This window comes from Pseudomonas capsici, from assembly GCF_017165765.1.
Classification (GTDB): Bacteria; Pseudomonadota; Gammaproteobacteria; order Pseudomonadales; family Pseudomonadaceae; genus Aquipseudomonas; species Aquipseudomonas capsici.
Window position 1 is genome coordinate 1 of the sequence record NZ_JAFGZD010000030.1, and the last position, 17789, is coordinate 17789.

Annotated in this window: 15 protein-coding genes and 2 pseudogenes; 14 read left to right on the forward strand and 3 right to left on the reverse strand. The window is 53.4% G+C overall.

Annotation, left to right across the window (positions count from 1 at the left end; genetic code table 11):
* The 4 genes from tssI to JSY17_RS24425 form a co-directional block, all read left to right on the forward strand.
* Positions 1–1254 (forward strand): type VI secretion system tip protein TssI/VgrG (tssI, locus tag JSY17_RS24410; protein ID WP_206403212.1); only part of this gene is annotated, 1254 nt, incomplete at its 5' end.
* Positions 1244–1987, forward strand: a complete 744-nt coding sequence (locus JSY17_RS24415; protein ID WP_117163634.1) for a DUF4123 domain-containing protein — start codon at positions 1244–1246, stop codon at positions 1985–1987. The genes tssI and JSY17_RS24415, both read left to right, overlap by 11 nt.
* Positions 1984–6957 carry an RHS repeat-associated core domain-containing protein gene (locus JSY17_RS24420; RefSeq protein ID WP_206403214.1) on the forward strand — a complete coding sequence of 1658 codons (4974 nt, stop codon included), beginning with the start codon at positions 1984–1986 and terminating at the stop codon, positions 6955–6957. Before JSY17_RS24415 ends, JSY17_RS24420 begins: the two co-directional genes overlap by 4 nt.
* Positions 6954–7430: a hypothetical protein gene (locus JSY17_RS24425; RefSeq protein WP_200998032.1), complete on the forward strand. Its 477-nt coding sequence runs from the start codon at positions 6954–6956 to the stop codon at positions 7428–7430. The genes JSY17_RS24420 and JSY17_RS24425 overlap by 4 nt, the downstream gene beginning before the upstream one ends.
* Before the next feature lie 513 nt (positions 7431–7943).
* Here JSY17_RS24425 and JSY17_RS24430 read toward each other — a convergent pair.
* On the reverse strand, positions 7944–8156 hold the full coding sequence (locus JSY17_RS24430; protein WP_095067309.1) for a DUF6124 family protein: 213 nt from the start codon (positions 8154–8156) through the stop codon (positions 7944–7946).
* 346 nt (positions 8157–8502) lie between these two features.
* Between JSY17_RS24430 and JSY17_RS24435 the strand changes: the two are divergent.
* From JSY17_RS24435 to JSY17_RS24445, 4 genes and pseudogenes are all read left to right on the forward strand, one after another.
* Positions 8503–10215 (forward strand): annotated as a pseudogene (locus JSY17_RS24435) (RHS repeat-associated core domain-containing protein); the annotation flags it as partial.
* Position 10216: 1 nt separating this feature from the next.
* Positions 10217–10564 (forward strand): hypothetical protein, encoded by a 348-nt coding sequence (locus tag JSY17_RS24440; protein WP_206403216.1) that lies wholly within the window; start codon positions 10217–10219, stop codon positions 10562–10564.
* 174 nt (positions 10565–10738) lie between these two features.
* Positions 10739–10933, forward strand: coding sequence for a hypothetical protein (locus JSY17_RS25775; RefSeq protein WP_263943517.1), 195 nt, complete (start codon positions 10739–10741; stop codon positions 10931–10933).
* Positions 10934–10951: 18 nt separating this feature from the next.
* Positions 10952–11302, forward strand: coding sequence for a hypothetical protein (locus tag JSY17_RS24445; protein ID WP_206403218.1), 351 nt, complete (start codon positions 10952–10954; stop codon positions 11300–11302).
* A 115-nt stretch (positions 11303–11417) separates the two neighbouring features.
* Here JSY17_RS24445 and JSY17_RS24450 read toward each other — a convergent pair whose 3' ends face one another.
* Positions 11418–11630, reverse strand: a complete 213-nt coding sequence (locus JSY17_RS24450) for a DUF6124 family protein (RefSeq protein ID WP_095067309.1) — start codon at positions 11628–11630, stop codon at positions 11418–11420.
* 346 nt (positions 11631–11976) lie between these two features.
* On the opposite strand from JSY17_RS24450, the pseudogene JSY17_RS24460 reads away from it, so the two are divergent.
* The 6 genes and pseudogenes from JSY17_RS24460 to JSY17_RS24485 all read left to right on the forward strand — a co-directional run.
* A pseudogene (locus JSY17_RS24460) lies at positions 11977–13195 on the forward strand (RHS repeat domain-containing protein); the annotation flags it as partial.
* A gap of 465 nt (positions 13196–13660) precedes the next feature.
* The gene (locus JSY17_RS24465; protein ID WP_206403221.1) at positions 13661–14050 is read left to right on the forward strand and encodes an immunity 22 family protein; all 390 of its coding nucleotides are present in this window, start codon (positions 13661–13663) and stop codon (positions 14048–14050) included.
* Between the two features lie 192 nt (positions 14051–14242).
* Complete coding sequence (locus tag JSY17_RS24470) at positions 14243–14713, forward strand: hypothetical protein (RefSeq protein ID WP_206403223.1); 471 nt, start codon at positions 14243–14245, stop codon at positions 14711–14713.
* 30 nt (positions 14714–14743) lie between these two features.
* Positions 14744–15214, forward strand: a complete 471-nt coding sequence (locus JSY17_RS24475) for a hypothetical protein (protein ID WP_206403225.1) — start codon at positions 14744–14746, stop codon at positions 15212–15214.
* Between the two features lie 179 nt (positions 15215–15393).
* On the forward strand, positions 15394–15864 hold the full coding sequence (locus JSY17_RS24480; protein ID WP_206403227.1) for a hypothetical protein: 471 nt from the start codon (positions 15394–15396) through the stop codon (positions 15862–15864).
* 64 nt (positions 15865–15928) lie between these two features.
* Positions 15929–16534, forward strand: coding sequence for a hypothetical protein (locus JSY17_RS24485; RefSeq protein WP_200998029.1), 606 nt, complete (start codon positions 15929–15931; stop codon positions 16532–16534).
* Between the two features lie 213 nt (positions 16535–16747).
* Here the strand turns inward: JSY17_RS24485 and JSY17_RS24490 are convergent, their stop codons facing one another.
* Entirely contained in the window at positions 16748–17767 is a 1020-nt protein-coding gene (locus JSY17_RS24490; RefSeq protein ID WP_117163950.1) for an ABC transporter substrate-binding protein, read from the reverse strand.
* Positions 17768–17789: the final 22 nt, after the last annotated feature.

Below are 17789 nucleotides of genomic sequence, written 5' to 3' on the forward strand. Positions count from 1 at the left end.
GGCAAACACCTGGCCAAGCGCGCCCTCGAGCGTCATCGCAGCGACTATCAACTGGCCGAAGGCAAAAGTGATCAACCCTTGCTGGTCAGCGGCCACTTCCTGGCCCTGACCCAGCACCCCAAGGCCAAATGGAACGACCTGTGGCTGCTGACCGAAATCCTCCACGAAGGCAAACAGCCGCAAGTGCTGGAAGAGTCGGTCACCAGCGACACCACCGCGCTCAAGGACGATTTCCACCAGGGCTATCGCAACCGCTTCAAGGCCACGCCCTGGGATGTGCCGAACCGCCCGCCGCTGCTGCACCCCAAACCGCGCATCCTCGGCAGCCAGAGCGCCGTGGTCACCGGGCCGAAGGGCGAAGAAATCCACTGCGACCAGTACGGTCGGGTCAAGGTGCAGTTCCACTGGGATCGTGAAGGCCAGGCCGACGACAAGACCAGTTGCTGGCTGCGCGTCTCGTCCGCCTGGGCCGGAGCCCAGTACGGCGGCATCGCCATCCCGCGCATCGGCATGGAAGTGCTGGTGACCTTTCTGGAAGGCGACCCCGATCAACCGCTGATCAGCGGCTGCCTGTACCACAAGGAAAACGTCGTTCCCTACGAGCTGCCGGCCAACAAGACCCGCAGCACCTTCAAGACCCTGAGTTCACCGGGCGGTGGCGGTTACAACGAACTGCGCATCGAGGACAAGAAAGGTCAGGAACAGATCTACCTCCACGCCCAGCGCGACTGGGACGAGAACATCGAGCACGACCAGAAGATCCGCGTCGGCAACGAACGCCACGACACCGTCGAGCAGAACAGCTACAGCGAGTTCAAGGCCGAGGAACATCGCACCACCTACGCCGACCGCAAGGTCGAAGCCCGGGCCGACGATCACCTGACTGTCGCGGCCAACCAGCACGTCAAGATCGGCACGGGGCAGTTCATCGAAGCCGGGCAGGAAATTCACCTCGACAGCGGCATCAAGATCGTACTGGAGGCCGGTAGCGAACTGACCCTCAAGGCTGGCGGCAGCTTCATCAAGATCGATGCCAGTGGCGTGACAATCAGCGGCCCGGTGGTCAACGTCAATACGGGCGGCAGCCCGGGCATCGGGTCTGGCATAGCGGCTTTGCTGCCGGGTCTGTTGAAACAGGCGGATGCCGCCAGAGCCGGTGCAGTACTGACGCCAGCACAAATCAATACGCTTAAACGCAACGCGCCGTTCTGTGAAGAATGCGAGAAGTGCAAGGACGGTGCCTGTGCAATCTGATCCCTTGAGCCCAATGGCATGGCTGACACAACAGCCGCTGCAACAAGGCGAGCGCCTGTATCTGATCATCAGCGCAGCCAGCGATGCCGAACCTCTCAAAGCCTTCTACCAGCAAGGCCATGCACCGGAGCTGATCCCGATCTGGGGAGGCACGCCCTATGCCGACTGGCAGCCCGTGATGCCCTACCTTGCCGAGCTGAAACCCAACGCGGGCTTTATGCAATGGATCGCCGAAACCGATGCTCAGGATTGGGGCTGGCTCGCCGTGTCGCGCTCGGAGCCCAATACCGTGTTCGAACATCTGCGCAGTCTGACCCAAGTGAAAATGCCCGACGAGACCGAGGTGTTTTTCCGGTTCTGGGATGGGCGGCATATCTATCCGATTCTGAAAGGGCTGGGTGACTCGGCGGGTGAGCTGATGCCGATGTTCGAGCGCTACCTGATCAATGGCCGCAGTCTGGAAGTCGGCCAGAGGTCGGTGCCCAAAGCGAAGGACTGGCCGTGGTGGGAAGTACCTCAGAAACTGCTGGATGGCCTGATGGCGGAAAACCCGTCCACCATCATCGACAACATGATGCAGTGGCTGCTGGATGAGCAGGCCGAGCTGTACTTCTCGTTCCCCGAATCCAACCTGCGAGAAAAGGTGGCGCGCTTCGTCAAACGCACGCCGCTCACGGAAGAAAACTTTACCGGGCTGTTGAAGGCCCATCTGGAAAACGAGGTGGCGGCATGAGCGTTTTGATGGGCGGAATCACCGGAGCCCTCACGGCCAAACAGCCTGATGCTCAGGCCATCATCAACGACTTCAAGAAATGCCTGACCGATTATCGCGAGCATGCCGAAGCCTGGTATGGCGGCTTGCTGGATGCCGAACAGCAATTCAAGGTAGGCGACGAGGTCGGCACTGCGGACAAGGACATCAAACAGTCAAACACCCTGTATGCCAACTGCCCGGCCAACGGCAAGCTCAAGCTTGTCCACAGCTTCGAGTCGGCGCGTTTTGTACCGATCGGCAATACGCCAGTGCGTCTGGTGCCCGTGGAAGATGGAAGGGTCTACGGCAAAAACGAGGTCGGTCAGGCAATCGACCTGAAAATAGGTCCGAGCGGAATTCTGGAAGTCACGGGCCTCAAGCCGAATCAACAGTACGCAATTACCTTTTTCCCAAACCCTACCCGTGCGCAGATCGACAGCCTGTTCGCCTCCTATCAGGGCGTTATCGGTGACCTGAGCGGCTGGCTGCAAACCGAATGGAGCACCGACTTCCTGCCGCTGTGGCAAGCGCATACCAACGCTTCGATGGGCGGCAGAGCCTTGCAGCAACTGGAGTCTGCCTGGAAAGGTTTTCTCAAGGCGATCATGGGCCTGTGGGGCGATATAAAGGGTCTGTACGACCTGGTCGCTCACCCTCGTGAGAACTACGAAAAGCTCAAGAAATTCTTCACCGAGGAAGAGATCAAGAAGATCTACAACGCCTCGAAAGAAGCGATTCAAACGGCGCTGCTGATTGCCAGCGATGAGCCGCTGATGTGGATCTACGTCGCAGCTATCGTTGCCTGGGTCAAGATGCTGCCGCCGCAGACCTGCACGGAAGTTCTTGCGGAACTGACCACCGAAGTGCTGCTGAACATCCTGATCGGTATCGTCCTCACCGGCGGTATCGGCCTGGCCGTGCGGGTCGGCGCCAAGGGGCTGAATGCTGCGAAAAACAGCGGCAAGGTCATGAAGTTGATCGAAGACTTCACCGCCATGCTGATGAAGATCAGCAAGAAGAATGCAACCGGGCATGCAGAAACCGCCAAACCGCTGCTGCTCAATGGCAATGCGCCGATGAACCCGGCACGCAAGGCCAGCGTTGAAATCGCCCCGCCCAAGCCGGCAGAAACGGCCGTCGCGCCGAAGAAAAAGCCGCCGGTCACAGGTGGTGCCGTCGAAACCGATGCGCAGATTCAGGCACGCGCCAAGAAAGAAAACGCAACGCGCATCGAACAGCAGGAAAAAGTCGACGACGCGGCCAAGCAGTCGAAAACCCCTGCCGACCAGCCCGCCCAGTGCGCCGACCGGACCTGCACCAACGGCGAACCGGTCTCGATGGTCACTGGCGAAGAATTGCTGACCCTGACCGATGGCGAACTCAGTGGTTTGCTGCCACTGGAATGGACACGTCTGTATCGCAGCAGTGCAGTCGAGATCGATAGCCGTCTCGGTTACGGCTGGAGCCATTCGCTGTCCCATCGTCTGCAACTGGACGACGAAGGCGTGCTCTGGACGGACAACGAAAATCGTCAGACACGTTTCCCGATGCCGACCGAGCAACGTCCGGCCATCACCAACAGCCTGGCCCAGGCCGCCATTTACTTGGGCGACGCCCCTGGCGAACTGATCCTCACCCAGGCCGGACCAAAAGCACGCTTCTATCACTTCCGGGCCGGTCGCCTGACCACCATCAGTGACGCGTATGACAACCAGGTCCACATCAGCTACGACCTGGTAGACCGGATTCAGCGCATCGACAACGGTGCAGGTCGCGCCCTGCTCTTGCGCTACGACGACCGCCATATAGTCGCGGTGGACCAGCAGCAACAACGCTCGGAGTTCGACGAGCGTGGCGAGCGCCAGAACCCGTGGCTGACGATCCAGACCCTCGTCACCTACAGCTACAACGCCCGGCACCAACTCGTCTCAGCCACCAATGCAGTCGGTGAAACCGAGTATTACCGCTACAACGACCAGCACGTCATTCTGGAGCGGCAACTGGCCGGGGGTGCCAGTTTCTTCTGGGAATGGGAGCGTGAAGGCAAGCTGTCGCGTTGCGTACGTCACTGGGCCAATTACTCACAACTCGAAGCACGTTATGAGTGGGATGACAAAGGAACGGTCAAAGTCCACAACGCCGACGGCAGCGCACAGGTTTACGTGCATGACGAAAATGCCCGTCTGATCAGCGAAACCACTCCCGATGGCGCAGAAACCCAAAAGGCCTATGACGATAAGGGCCGCCTGATTGCGGTAAAAGATCCGCTGGGGGCCATTACCGAGTATCAGTACAACGACGCCGGGCGCCTGATCGCTGTGATCCCGCCGGAAGACGCGACGATCCGTTACAACTACTTCGACGGGCAACTGGTCGAAGTCCTGCGCGGTAAAGCCCGCTGGCAGTATGATCGCAACCAGCAAGGCGATATCACCCGGCAAATCGATCCACACGGCAACGAAACCCATTACCGCTACGACCGTCAGGGCCGCCTGCTGGAAATTCGTCATCCCGACGGCAGCCTTCATCAACTGGGCTGGAACGGTCTGGGTCAATTGCTGGAAGAGCGTTTGCCCGACGGCGGCCAACGCAAATACCGTTATGACGCACTGGGTCGGCAGATCACCCGTCAGGACGAAACCGGCTCCATCACCCATTACCAATGGGACGCTGCCAACCGCCTGGCACAGGTTACCTTGCCCGGCGGAGCGACCCGCGCCTTCACTTACAACCCGTATGGCCGCGTCACCGCCGAACGCGATGAACTGGGTCGCATCACGCGCTACGAATACGCCGACAACCTGCATCTGGTCAGCCGCCGCATCAATCCGGACGGCAGCCAGTTGCGCTACCGCTACGACAACTCGCGGCTGTTGCTGACCGATATCGAGAACGAACGCGGCGAGCACTATCAGCTCGACTACTACGCCAACGGCCTGATCCAGCAGGAAACCGGCTTCGACGGCCGCCGCACCGCTTACGAATACGACCTCAACGGCCAGTTGCTGAAGAAAACCGAATTCGGCGACGACGAAAGCGAGCTGGTGACCGAGTACCAGCGCGACGCCGCTGGCCGCCTGCTGGTCAAGACCCTGCCCGACGGGGAAGAGATTCACTACAGCTACGATGCGCTTGGTCGTCTGGTCAACGTCGACGACGGCCACTGGCCGCTGGCCTACGAATACGACCTGCAAGACCGCCTCATCACCGAACACCAGGGCTGGGGCACGCTGCGCTACGAATACGACAGCGTCGGCCAGCTCAAGCACTGTCGCCTGCCCGATGGCAGCAAGCTGGATTACCACCACCATCGTGGCGGGCAACTGAGCAGCATCGACCTCAACGGCTCGCGCCTGACCGCCCACCAGTTCAGCGGCGGTCGTGAACGCCAGCGCCAGCAGGGTCTGTTGCTCAGCCAGTATCAGTACGACGAACAAGGTCGCTTGCAGGCGCACAGTGTCAGCCAGCAAGACCGCAGCCTGTTCCAGCGCCGCTACGCCTACGATGCCAACGGCAACCTGGCGGGTATCGACGACAGCCGCAAGGGCAACCGCAGCTTCCATTACGACCCGCTGGACCGCCTGATCAACGTGCGCGGCGCGACCCCGGAAACCTTCGCCCACGACCCCGCCGGTAACCTGCTGGGCCAGGGCGACCTGCCCACCGCCAACCTGGCCAACGTCAAGGGCAACCGCCTGCTGATGCAGGGCGACCGTCATTACGACTACGATGCCTACGGCAACCAGATTCGCGAACGGCGCGGTGCCGGGCAGAAACTCGTCACCGAATACCGCTACGACGCCCAGCACCGCCTGATCGGCGTCAGCCTGCCGGGCGGCAGTACCGCCACTTACAAATACGACGCCTTCGGTCGCCGCATCGCCAAGACCGTCGACGGCCACACCACCGAATTCCTCTGGCAAGGCGAACGCCTCGTCGCCGAAAGCGCCGAGAACCGCTACCGCAGCTACATCTATGAGCCCGGCAGCTTCCGCCCGCTGGCCATGCTCGATGGCGAAGGCCCGCGCAAAGCCACACCGTTCTACTACCAGCTCGACCACCTCGGCACCCCGCAGGAACTCACCGACTACAGCGGCGAGATCATGTGGTCCGCCAAATACCGCGCCTACGGCAACCTCGCGGCGCTGGACGTCGCAGAAATCGACAACCCGCTGAGGTTTCAGGGCCAGTATTTCGATACGGAGACAGGGTTACACTACAACCGGCATCGCTACTACAATCCGGGGACTGGACGGTTCTTGACGCCCGACCCGATCAAGCTGGCGGGTGGGTTGAACAACTATCGGTATGTGCCTAACCCTACGGGGTGGGTGGATCCGTTGGGGTTGAGTGATAGCTGTCCAGGATCAGGAACCGCGCTACCCAACAACACTGCGAATGCGACAAAACCTGATCGTATACCCATGACTCAAGATAAATATGATGAGATTATCAATCTTGAGAAAGGAAACAGGCCTGGTAATGTCCGTGAATATTTACCAGATGAATATGTAAATCTACATGAGGAAGCTTTTAGAACACAGGGTAGCTCTTTCGTTGTTATTGATGACTGGATCGAACTTTCTAGTTACCCAACCTTCCCACCAAGAAAATTTGTTGGTTTGCCGTCAGAAATGGACGCTGTAATTGCCAAATACAAGGCAAGCGGGGGGAATTGGCAGGTATTAAATAGAGAGCTAAATCTTGGATCTGGAAATCTTTCAGATAAAAGAATCTATCTCGTAAAAATCAAGCCTGGCGACCCCAGATTCAAATATGAGCTGCCGAATGGAAATGAGGCAGGCGCTTATCCTAAAGAATGGGTACCAGGAGGCGAGACCAAAAGTGGAACTAAAGAAGCGGCCTTGGTAGGGTCGGAAGAAATTAATCACGGAAAAGATGTAAACAAGCTCCTAAGCCAATTTGATGAATGGGAACAACTTCAATGATTAGCAACTTTGAAAAAGCTTTAAAAAGAAATGAGTTTCCAGCATACTTCAGAGGGAGCGGTATTTATTTCACAAGAGACCCTGACTGGGGGACACAACTTCATGCTATCAACTGGTCCGGCCTATGTGGCTTTTTAAAGTTACAAAAAGATCCAACCACCCTGCTAAAAGACGCGTTTAAAAAATACGTGCTAAGCATTGAAGAAACGCCAGAAGAAGCAAGCGATCTATTGGAAAACATCATCTGCTACTATCATATGAGAAAGAAAGTTTCAGAACTATCTGAAAATGGGTTCGACTTGATTCGTGATTTAGGAATTGAAGAGAAAAAAATTATCTCAAACTTGATGAGACTGCTAAAGCAAGAAATTGGCAGATCTAACAACGCTCAGAAAATTGAAAACTACAACTTAAATATAAGCAAATTAATTAGGGATGGTGGCCCCAAAAATATAGAAAACCTAGAACTGTAGATGGTATTACACCGAGCACCGGCTGCTTTATAAACAACCGAATCAAGCATATATTTTGCCCCCCCCTTGTATGTTTATCCACATACTTCAAAATAACATCTAAAAATAATTACCGAGTGGAATAACAAAGTGGATATGCAGTTTCTTGGCTTGCGAGTCGAACTAAGAACCCTAGAGCCAGCTCAAAAAGCGTATCGACTTGGACAGCAAATACCAACTGGATACGCCTACTCTTCAATAGGTAATGAGCCCCGACTACTGTGAAAACGGGGATTTTCTTGGCTCTGGATTCAGCAAAGATTTTCGTTGGTTTTTTGATAATGACACTGTAGAAGTTGACAAAAATTCTTTACTGAATGCTATTGAGGGGTACTCGTACCACGTAGATATCATGTCGGACATGAAAGAAAAATCACGTGTGGAGGGGTCCGACGAATGCCCATAAAGTTCCGCAAGAACTTGCGTGCGAGCAAGGCAGACCTCACTCGCACACTTGCATTGCTCACTCGAATATCAACGCACCTCCACACGCTCCAACGACCGATCCAGCTCGGCTTTGGCCATGCCGATCAGATGCACAACCGAGAAAGCCAGATCGCGTTTCGGGCCGTTGAGGGTATCTCCGCTTTCATAGGCTGTCGCGGCCGCACAGCGCAATAGCTCGCTCACATGCAGCAATGACTCTTCAAGGGATTGAGGGGGTGGAGCTGGTGTTGAATTGATCATGATGTTCTCTCTGAATTGGGGCCACCAGCATTCGCTGCTAAACAAATTAAAGGTGGCAGCTTTGACGCGGGTTAGCAGACCGGTAGAGAACACAAGACCCGGCGCATCCGAAGATGCCCCACGCAAAGCCGCCATAAACGGAGCTTGCGCTGTATGTGTTCTGAAACAGGCTGCTAAACCCGATCACTGATATTCAGTGACCGACGCAGCCTAGAGGCCAGAATTCACATGCGCAAGGGCTCGGGATTCTCTCGGAAACTTCATGCAGAAGAAAGGGAAAAGGGTGTCGGATTAGGTGATAGGAGACAGGATTTTCGTTAGCGAACGTAAACAGGTTTGACGGTAGCCACACCTTTACGAATACGACCTGCAAGACCGCCTCATCACCGAACACCAGGGCTGGGGCACGCTGCGCTACGAATACGACAGCGTCGGCCAGCTCAAGCACTGTCGCCTGCCCGATGGCAGCAAGCTGGATTACCACCACCATCGTGGCGGGCAACTGAGCAGCATCGACCTCAACGGTTCGCGCCTGACCGCCCACCAGTTCAGCGGCGGTCGTGAACGCCAGCGCCAGCAGGGTCTGCTGCTCAGCCAGTATCAGTACGACGAACAAGGTCGCCTGCAGGCGCACAGTGTCAGCCAGCAGGACCGCAGCCTGTTCCAGCGCCGCTACGCCTACGATGCCAACGGCAACCTGGCAGGTATCGACGACAGCCGCAAGGGCAACCGCAGCTTCCATTACGACCCGCTGGACCGTCTGATCAACGTGCGCGGCGCGACCCCGGAAACCTTCGCCCACGACCCCGCCGGCAACCTGCTGGGCCAGGGCGACCTGCCCACCGCCAACCTGGCCAACGTCAAGGGCAACCGCCTGCTGATGCAGGGCGACCGTCATTACGACTACGACGCCTACGGCAACCAGATTCGCGAACGTCGTGGTGCCGGACAGAAACTCGTCACCGAATACCGCTACGACGCCCAGCACCGCCTGATCGGCGTCAGCCTGCCGGGCGGCAGCACCGCCACTTACAAATACGACGCTTTCGGTCGCCGCATCGCCAAGACCGTCGACGGCCACACAACCGAATTCCTCTGGCAAGGCGAACGCCTCGTCGCCGAAAGCGCCGAGAACCGCTACCGCAGCTACATCTATGAGCCCGGCAGCTTCCGCCCGCTGGCCATGCTCGATGGCGAAGGCCCGCTGAAAGCGACACCGTTCTACTACCAGCTCGACCACCTCGGCACCCCGCAGGAACTCACCGACTACAGCGGCGAGATCATGTGGTCCGCCAAATACCGCGCCTACGGCAACCTCGCCGCCCTGGACGTCGCAGAAATCGATAACCCGCTGAGGTTTCAGGGTCAGTACTTCGATACGGAGACAGGGTTACACTACAACCGGCATCGCTACTACAATCCGGGGACTGGACGGTTCTTGACACCTGACCCGATCAAGCTGGCGGGTGGGTTGAACAACTATCGGTATGTGCCTAACCCTACGGGGTGGGTGGATCCGTTGGGGTTGGATACGTGTCCGGGAGATAAAGAATCTAATGCTCTTTCAACCCAAAATACTGCAACCAAATCTGCTGTAGACGAGGGAACTCCAGATGTACCAAGCTACGAAACGCCTTACAAACCGCTGAGCGGCCCTCAAAAGGAAGCTCTACTGGAGAAAGTGGAAAGCAGGACGGCTACCCAAGATGAAGTTGCTCATTTAGATTGGGACAGACGTTTCAGCCTGAGACGACGCCAAGGCGTACGTGGCTTTTGGTCCGACGAAAGGGCAAGACTCAAGAGAGGGGAGCCGGGAACAAGAAATTGGTCCGAGACCCAAAAAGAAGATATTTTGAATAAAAAGACCCCCAAATTTAACGATAAGTCCATTGAGGGGCACCACATGTATAATGCTTTAGATTATCCACAACTGGCAAATGATAGACTTAACATCTATCCTGCAACGAGAAGTGAACACCAATATCGCTGGCATGGCGGAAACTTCCAAAATGACACAATGGGCAAGCCGCTAAACCCACTAGTTCCCGAGGAGTTCTAAAATGCCTAAAATAAGTATTTCATGCAGTATTCCTGTAAAGGATATTGAAGCCACAAAATTCCTGCATAAAAATCTTGGGTGGGGACTTAGCAGTGCCTCACGCATGTTAATGCTGGGTGAAAAAGGTTTTTTTTATACCTGCCAGCTTTACTTGAGCGATCATCTTGAACACGATAAAAAAATAAGAGCAATCATAGATTTTTTTCATAAAAAAAACATACCACTAACCATTCTAGAAATAGGTGATGATGACGACTGGGGTGATATAGGCACCAATTTCGATCTATTAAAAATAACTGATGAACAGATGCTGAATGAGCTGAATAGCTCAGAGGATTATGATGGATAAAAAGCACTCCTCAAAAGAAAGAGCTACAGGGATTAGGTCGCTCACCTAGATTGGAATAGGCGTTTTTCGAACAGACGCCAAAGAGGCGTAGGCCGCTTCTGGTCAAAAGAAAGGAAAAAGCTTCTCCGGGGTGAGTAGGGTACAAGGGATTGGAGTCCGGAGCAGGCAAATGACATCGTAAAAAACAAACGTCCTAAGTTTGATAATAAAATGATCGAAGTTCATCACATGTACAATGCGCTGGACTATCCGCAGTTGGCTGATAAAGCTTTTAATATTTATCCCATGACAAGAGACGAGCACTTGTACAGATGGCACGGTGGTAGCTTCCAAAAAATTAGACCAAAGGCAAGCCACTCAACCCACTGACTCCTGGGGACTTTTGAAATGGCAAAGATAAGCATTGCAGCAGCATCTCCTGTTACAGACGTTGAGGCTGCTAAATTTTTACACCAACGTTTAAAAATGTCGCTTCCTGGTAGTCAAAAAAAGCTTGCCATGGGCAATGCAGGCTTTTTTTACACCTGCGAACTCTATGGAAACGACCATGTTCAACGCGAAAAAGAAATACGCGACATAATCAGCTTTTTCCAGCAGAAAAACATTGAGCTACTATTGCTAGAAATTGAAAGCGACCAAGACTGGAGCGACATAGACGTACAAAACCTTAGCAAGTACTCAGTATCCGTGGATGAGCTCCTAAATGCTTTAGGCTCCTCAACTGGACTTTATGAGTAATAAAAAGACGTCTCGATTTGGACCGCAAATACTGGCTGGGATGCGTCTACTCTTAATATGTGCGAGCAAGGCAGACCTCACTCGCACCTTCACACGTGTATTGGTCACTCGTATATCAACGCACCTCCACACGCTCCAACGACCGATCCAGCTCGGCTTTGGCCATGCCGATCAGATGCACAACCGAGAAAGCCAGATCGCGTTTCGGGCCGTTGAGGGTATCTCCGCTTTCATAGGCTGTCGCGGCCGCACAACGCAATAGCTCGCTCACATGCAGCAATGACTCTTCAAGGGATTGAGGGGGTGGAGCTGGTGTTGAATTGATCATGATGTTCTCTCTGAATTGAGGCCACCAGCATTCGCTGCTAAACGAATGAAAGGTGGCAGCTTTGACGCGGGTTAGCAGACCGGTAGAGAACACAAGACCCGGCGCATCCGAAGATGCCCCACGCAAAGCCGCCATAAACGGAGCTTGCGCTGTATGTGTTCTGAAACAGGCTGCTAAACCCGATCACTGATATTCAGTGACCGACGCAGCCTAGAGGCCAGAATTCACATTCGCAAGGGCTCGGGATTCTCTCGGAAACTTCATGCAGAAGAAAGGGAAAAGGGTGTTGGATTAGGTGATGGGAGGCAGGATTTTCGTTAGCGAACGTAAACAGGTTTGACGGTAGCCACACCTTTACGAATACGACCTGCAAGACCGCCTCATCACCGAACACCAGGGCTGGGGCACGCTGCGCTACGAATACGACAGCGTCGGCCAGCTCAAGCACTGTCGCCTGCCCGATGGCAGCAAGCTGGATTACCACCACCATCGTGGCGGGCAACTGAGCAGCATCGACCTCAACGGCTCGCGCCTGACCGCCCACCAGTTCAGCGGCGGTCGTGAACGCCAGCGCCAGCAGGGTCTGTTGCTCAGCCAGTATCAGTACGACGAACAAGGCCGCTTGCAGGCGCACAGTGTCAGCCAGCAGGACCGCAGCCTGTTCCAGCGCCGCTACGCCTACGATGCCAACGGCAACCTGGCGGGTATCGACGACAGCCGCAAGGGCAACCGCAGCTTCCATTACGACCCGCTGGACCGTCTGATCAACGTGCGCGGCGCGCCCCCGGAAACCTTCGCCCACGACCCCGCCGGTAACCTGCTGGGCCAGGGCGACCTGCCCACCGCCAACCTGGCCAACGTCAAGGGCAACCGCCTGCTGATGCAGGGCGACCGTCATTACGACTATGACGCCTACGGCAACCAGATTCGCGAACGTCGTGGTGCCGGACAGAAACTCGTCACCGAATACCGCTACGACGCCCAGCACCGCCTGATCGGCGTCAGCCTGCCGGGCGGCAGCACCGCCACTTACAAATACGACGCCTTCGGTCGCCGCATCGCCAAGACCGTCAACGGCCACACCACAGAATTCCTCTGGCAAGGCGAACGCCTCGTCGCCGAAAGTGCCGAGAACCGCTACCGCAGCTACATCTATGAGCCCGGCAGCTTCCGCCCGCTGGCCATGCTCGACGGCGAAGGCCCGCTGAAAGCGACACCGTTCTACTACCAGCTCGACCACCTCGGCACCCCGCAGGAACTCACCGACTACAGCGGCGAGATCATGTGGTCCGCCAAATACCGCGCCTACGGCAACCTCGCCGCCCTGGACGTCGCAGAAATCGACAACCCGCTGAGGTTTCAGGGCCAGTATTTCGATACGGAGACAGGGTTACACTACAACCGGCATCGCTACTACAATCCGGGGACTGGACGGTTCTTGACGCCCGACCCGATCAAGCTGGCGGGTGGGTTGAATAACTATCGGTATGTGCCTAACCCTACGGGGTGGGTGGATCCGTTGGGGTTAGCGACAACACCAGTAATATGCCCAGGTAGCCCTAACGATAAACCTAAAACGAAATCGTTGGATGAACTGGTTCCTGGCGGCAGTGTTCCTAGTGTTAAAGATGGTGCATTTAGCAAATGGTTTAATGAGCTAACCCCGGACGAATTTGACACTGTTTGGTCTAACGAGACCTACCAAAACTCCATCAAAGCTAGGCTGAGATATCCAGGAGGAATGCACGAATGGCATATGGTGTCGAGGGCGGATACGTTCAAGCGCTGGGGGGTCAGTGCTGAGCAAATATATGAGCTACGCTCCGCTATTGCAGACGTGAAGTTTGTCAACCCTGCAGGCCATCACGGCGGTAAAGGATCGACCAAAGCACATAATGAAATCCTAGAGGTGATTGACAGCTCCAAAGATTATGATGAATTCCGAAAAGGTCTTAATGAATGGGCTGGAAGACGACTGGAAGGTGGAACTGACTCCCTACCTTCAGGATTAAAAAATTGAGGAAACTATAATGAGCTCAAAAAAAAGCGTATCAATTTGGACAGCAAATACCGGCTGGGATATGCCTACTCTTCGAGAGGTAATGAGTCCCGAGTACTCTGAAGACGGAGATTTTCTTGGTTCTGCGTTCAGCAAAGCCTTTTCGTTGGGCTTTGTTGATGATGATACTGTAGAAGCTGACAAAATTGAGCCCACAAAATCTTTGCTGAAGGCTATTGAGGGGGGCTCGTACGACGTGGATATCATGGCGGACATGAAAGGAAAAAATACCACTTCGACTCAAGATTTAATAGACACTATCATTGCAGTTTACGATTTCTCCTTTTCCGGCGCCCCCCAAAGCAGTACTGTTAAAAATAAAATATTCACGTACCGTGGAAGTTTTGAATACAACGAGTGATCGCCAAGCCCAACATTAAACCACCATAACTTGGCTTATTGACTAGCCCTATCAAGTGCAGAGCAGGCCGACAAACCATCCATAAAGTTCCGAAAGAACTTGCATGCGACTAATGCCAACCTCACACACACTGGCTATGAAGCTACTCATGCTCACTTCCCTAAGTCAATTTGAAGACTGGGAAAAACTCCAATGAAAACAAAATTTCAGACTGCGTTAGAAAACAATGAAATACCGGATTTTTTCAAGGGCCAGGGGCATTATTTTTCCCGCGACCCAGATTGGGGCGACCATCTATATATAAATAACTGGCAAGGTCTATGCAGCTATCTCAAACTAAAAGAAGACCCAAATAAAATCTTGCTGGATGCGTTCGCAGAATATGTGCAATCGCTTCACATAAACTATGAAGACGCTGATTCATTATTGCTAAACGTGAGCTGTTATTATTTTATGCGCACCGACATCCCTTTTATGTCGACCGATAATTTTGATTTATTACTTGCTCTTGATGAGGCCAGCAAAAAAATAATAGGCAAATTATTCAGATTGCTACGTAGAGAACACGCTGCACACAACGCGGGCAAGCCCGTAATTAGCTTCGATCAGTTTATTTCTGAGATTAAGGGGAATGGGTGCTCAGTAGAATTGGAAGCTCTATGAACTAGAGGGGATAGGTTTAAAGGTCCTTCAATGAAAACCAAATTTGAAATCGCCCTGGTTCAAGACGAAATCTCCAGCTTCTTTAAAGGTGAGGGTATCTATTTTGCTCGAGGTTGTGATTGGGGAGAGCATCTTTATATAAGCAATTGGAAAGGGATGTGCAGTGTCCTCAAAAAGCAAAAACCAGCACAGAGTCTGCTGACAAACGTATTTGAAGAGTATTTGCGATATCTCGGTGATTCCTACAAGGCTGCTGAAGGCCTGATTTTCAACATATCGGCTTATTACTCATTAAAAATGGACTTGCCATTCCTAAATGCCGAAAACTACGATCTGATCGAGAGTCTTGACTCAGAGAGTAAAAATATTGTCGGTCGTGTTTTTCGCTTCCTGAAAACTGAATACGACATACAAAACAAAAATTTACCCTGCTATAAATACGCTCAGCTAATCGAACAAATAAGAAAAAAAGGATGCACCATAGATTTCGAAAACCTCTAAATGCTGTACCAACTAAAACATATAGTATGATGAAACGGTTGACCTCCAGAATCTAAGCAGGACGCCGTTACGCCGGGCTGAAAGAATGGAGAAATTAAACAGGGACGATTGGGTCCGTAAAGTGATCCCAGAAAGGATGCGAGCAAGTTTTAGCCATATTGATGGGTGGAGGAGTTTCAATGAAAAGCAATTTTGAAACACCCCTGAATAGAGATGAGTTTCCAGATTACTTCAGAGGAAATGGGATATATTTCACAAGGGACCCTGATTGGGGGACTCAGTTACATGTCAGAAACTGGGGAGGGCTTTGCGGATTTATCAAGACACATAAGTCTCCAGACCTGATATTAAAAGAAGCTTTCGCAAAATATTTGGTTACGGTAGATTTTAACTTGAAGGATGCAGAGGATCTACTTGAAAATATAGTATGCTATTACTATCTTCGCAAAAAGGTTCCAGCATTATCTGCAAACGGGCTTGATCTGATTCTGGATCAACCTAGCGCACAACGAAAAAAAGTATCTGAAGTCATAAGATTTCTACGGCAGGAGCTTGAAAAATCCAACAATCCACAGAAGTTGGAGCTTTATACTCATAATATTAGCAGACTCATTCGTGATGGTGGTCCAGAACATATTGAAGCTCTTTAGATTGAAAGCTTCAGGAGTGGCAATGTAGTTTAATTTTTTGCCTTATGCACATGGAGCTTGTCGTATGCCCTACCCTGAACTGAAAAACGCTGTCCAACGTGCCGGATTCAACGTTATCGACTTCTTGGATGAGCGACCATATTTCGGTTGCTGGTCACTGACGGTCGAAGGTTATGGGCATACCTATTTGATCGTCAATGAAGGGCGAGATGGCTGGATGGTCTATTACCGCCGGGAGGTGGCCGGAACTTTTACGGAGATTGACAAGAGAGAATCGGGCTGGATGAATGATATCGACAAGGCAATGCAATGCCTGTCATGGCTTTCAAGCCACCGCCCAGCCTCGCCGCCGCATAAGGTCCAGGATTTTTACGTTATTGCCGAAAAGGATCTTGTACCGGAACGACCTCATAGTTCGGATTGGCCTAAGTTGATCGGCTATTGTTATGCAGAAAGCTATTTTCTGTTTTTCGAAGGCAAGGGGCACGGATTGGGAGGATGTACTGTCCCGGCTTGTGAAGTCAAAGAAGTTAACTGGTTGAAGATTTTTGCGATACTGGATGTCGAGTGGTTCATTGATTGGGTAGAAGCATCCAGTTTCACCTCCGAGGATGCATTTGCTCGGGAGCTGGTCGCGAGGGTCGGCCAATTAAAAATCGTTCGATATTAACAGCCTGCACCGCAGTGGAAATCATCGCACCATTGTAAGAGCAAATTCATTCGCGAGAGGCCGATACATTCACAAAAAATCTATCGCCTGGAATGCAGCTTTCGCGAATAAATTCGCTCCTACCAAGTAATGCCGATGATTAGTTAAGGTGCAGAAAACCGACAGACATTATGCATCCGTACACTGAAGTCGCCAGCAAGCTGCCTCCCACCATCAGCTACCCGATCCACCATGGGCTTCTTCGAAGAAGTAATCCTTCCAGCTCGCAGCCTTGTTTTTCAACACGCCCAGCTCATGCAGTTTTTCGGCATAGATGAAGGTGCGTTGCGGGGTGATGGTGAAGTCGATTTCCGGGTCGGAGACGATTTTTTCTACAAACGGCAGCGGCAGTTTCGATTGTTCAACGCGAATGTAGGTTTTGGCTGCTTCCGGTTTGTCGGCCTTGATGATTTTCTCGGCCTCGGCCAGCGCGTCGTAGAACGCCTTGTAGGTCTTGGGGTTTTCGTCGTGGAATTTTTCGGTGGTGTAGAGCACGTTGAAGGTGGCCTGGCCGCCCAGCACGTCGTAGCTGCTCAGTACTTTATGAACGTTGGGGTTTTCCAGCGCCTGGTATTGGAAAGGCGGGCTGGAGAAGTGCGAGTTGATTTCCGAACCACCGGCGATCAACGCCGAGGTGGCGTCGGGGTGCGCGAGGCTGACGGAGATATTGTCGAACTTCTTGAAGTTCTCGTTTCCGAACTGCTTGGCCGTCTCGATCTGCAAGGTACGCGACTGGAAGCCCACACCTGCCGCCGGCACTGCGATGCGGTCCTTGTCGGTGAAGTCTTTCAGGGTTTTGACATTCGGGTTGTTGGTCAGCAGGTAGTTGGGCATCGAGCCCAGCGAGGCAATGGCCTTGACGTTCTGTTTGCCCTTGGTGCGGTCCCAGATGGTCAGCATCGGTGGCACGCCTGCCGACACCACATCCAGCGCACCGGCCAGCAACGCTTCGTTCATCGCGGTAGCGCCGGAAATGCTGTTCCAGTCGACCTGGATGTCCAGGCCTTGCTCCTTGCCGTGCTTCTCGATCAGTTTCTGATCGCGCACCACATCCAGAATCAGATAACCGATGCCGAACTGCTGAGCGATGCTGATCTTGCCTTCGGCTTGCGCGCCGCCGCTGAGCAGTGTGCCTGCCAGCCCCAGTGCAGCAGCCAGTGAAGTGAGCGCAGGACGTTTGAAAGAAGTAACCATGAAACCCTCACAAAAACTCGAA

Coding starts and splice junctions, on each gene's coding strand:
- JSY17_RS24420 (WP_206403214.1), top strand. CDS start 1,984: ATGAGCGTTTTGATGGGCGGAATCACCGGAGCCCTCACGGCCAAACAG.
- JSY17_RS24425 (WP_200998032.1), top strand. CDS start 6,954: ATGATTAGCAACTTTGAAAAAGCTTTAAAAAGAAATGAGTTTCCAGCA.
- JSY17_RS24430 (WP_095067309.1), bottom strand. CDS start 8,156: ATGATCAATTCAACACCAGCTCCACCCCCTCAATCCCTTGAAGAGTCA.
- JSY17_RS24440 (WP_206403216.1), top strand. CDS start 10,217: ATGCCTAAAATAAGTATTTCATGCAGTATTCCTGTAAAGGATATTGAA.
- JSY17_RS24445 (WP_206403218.1), top strand. CDS start 10,952: ATGGCAAAGATAAGCATTGCAGCAGCATCTCCTGTTACAGACGTTGAG.
- JSY17_RS24450 (WP_095067309.1), bottom strand. CDS start 11,630: ATGATCAATTCAACACCAGCTCCACCCCCTCAATCCCTTGAAGAGTCA.
- JSY17_RS24465 (WP_206403221.1), top strand. CDS start 13,661: ATGAGCTCAAAAAAAAGCGTATCAATTTGGACAGCAAATACCGGCTGG.
- JSY17_RS24470 (WP_206403223.1), top strand. CDS start 14,243: ATGAAAACAAAATTTCAGACTGCGTTAGAAAACAATGAAATACCGGAT.
- JSY17_RS24475 (WP_206403225.1), top strand. CDS start 14,744: ATGAAAACCAAATTTGAAATCGCCCTGGTTCAAGACGAAATCTCCAGC.
- JSY17_RS24480 (WP_206403227.1), top strand. CDS start 15,394: ATGAAAAGCAATTTTGAAACACCCCTGAATAGAGATGAGTTTCCAGAT.
- JSY17_RS24485 (WP_200998029.1), top strand. CDS start 15,929: ATGCCCTACCCTGAACTGAAAAACGCTGTCCAACGTGCCGGATTCAAC.
- JSY17_RS24490 (WP_117163950.1), bottom strand. CDS start 17,767: ATGGTTACTTCTTTCAAACGTCCTGCGCTCACTTCACTGGCTGCTGCA.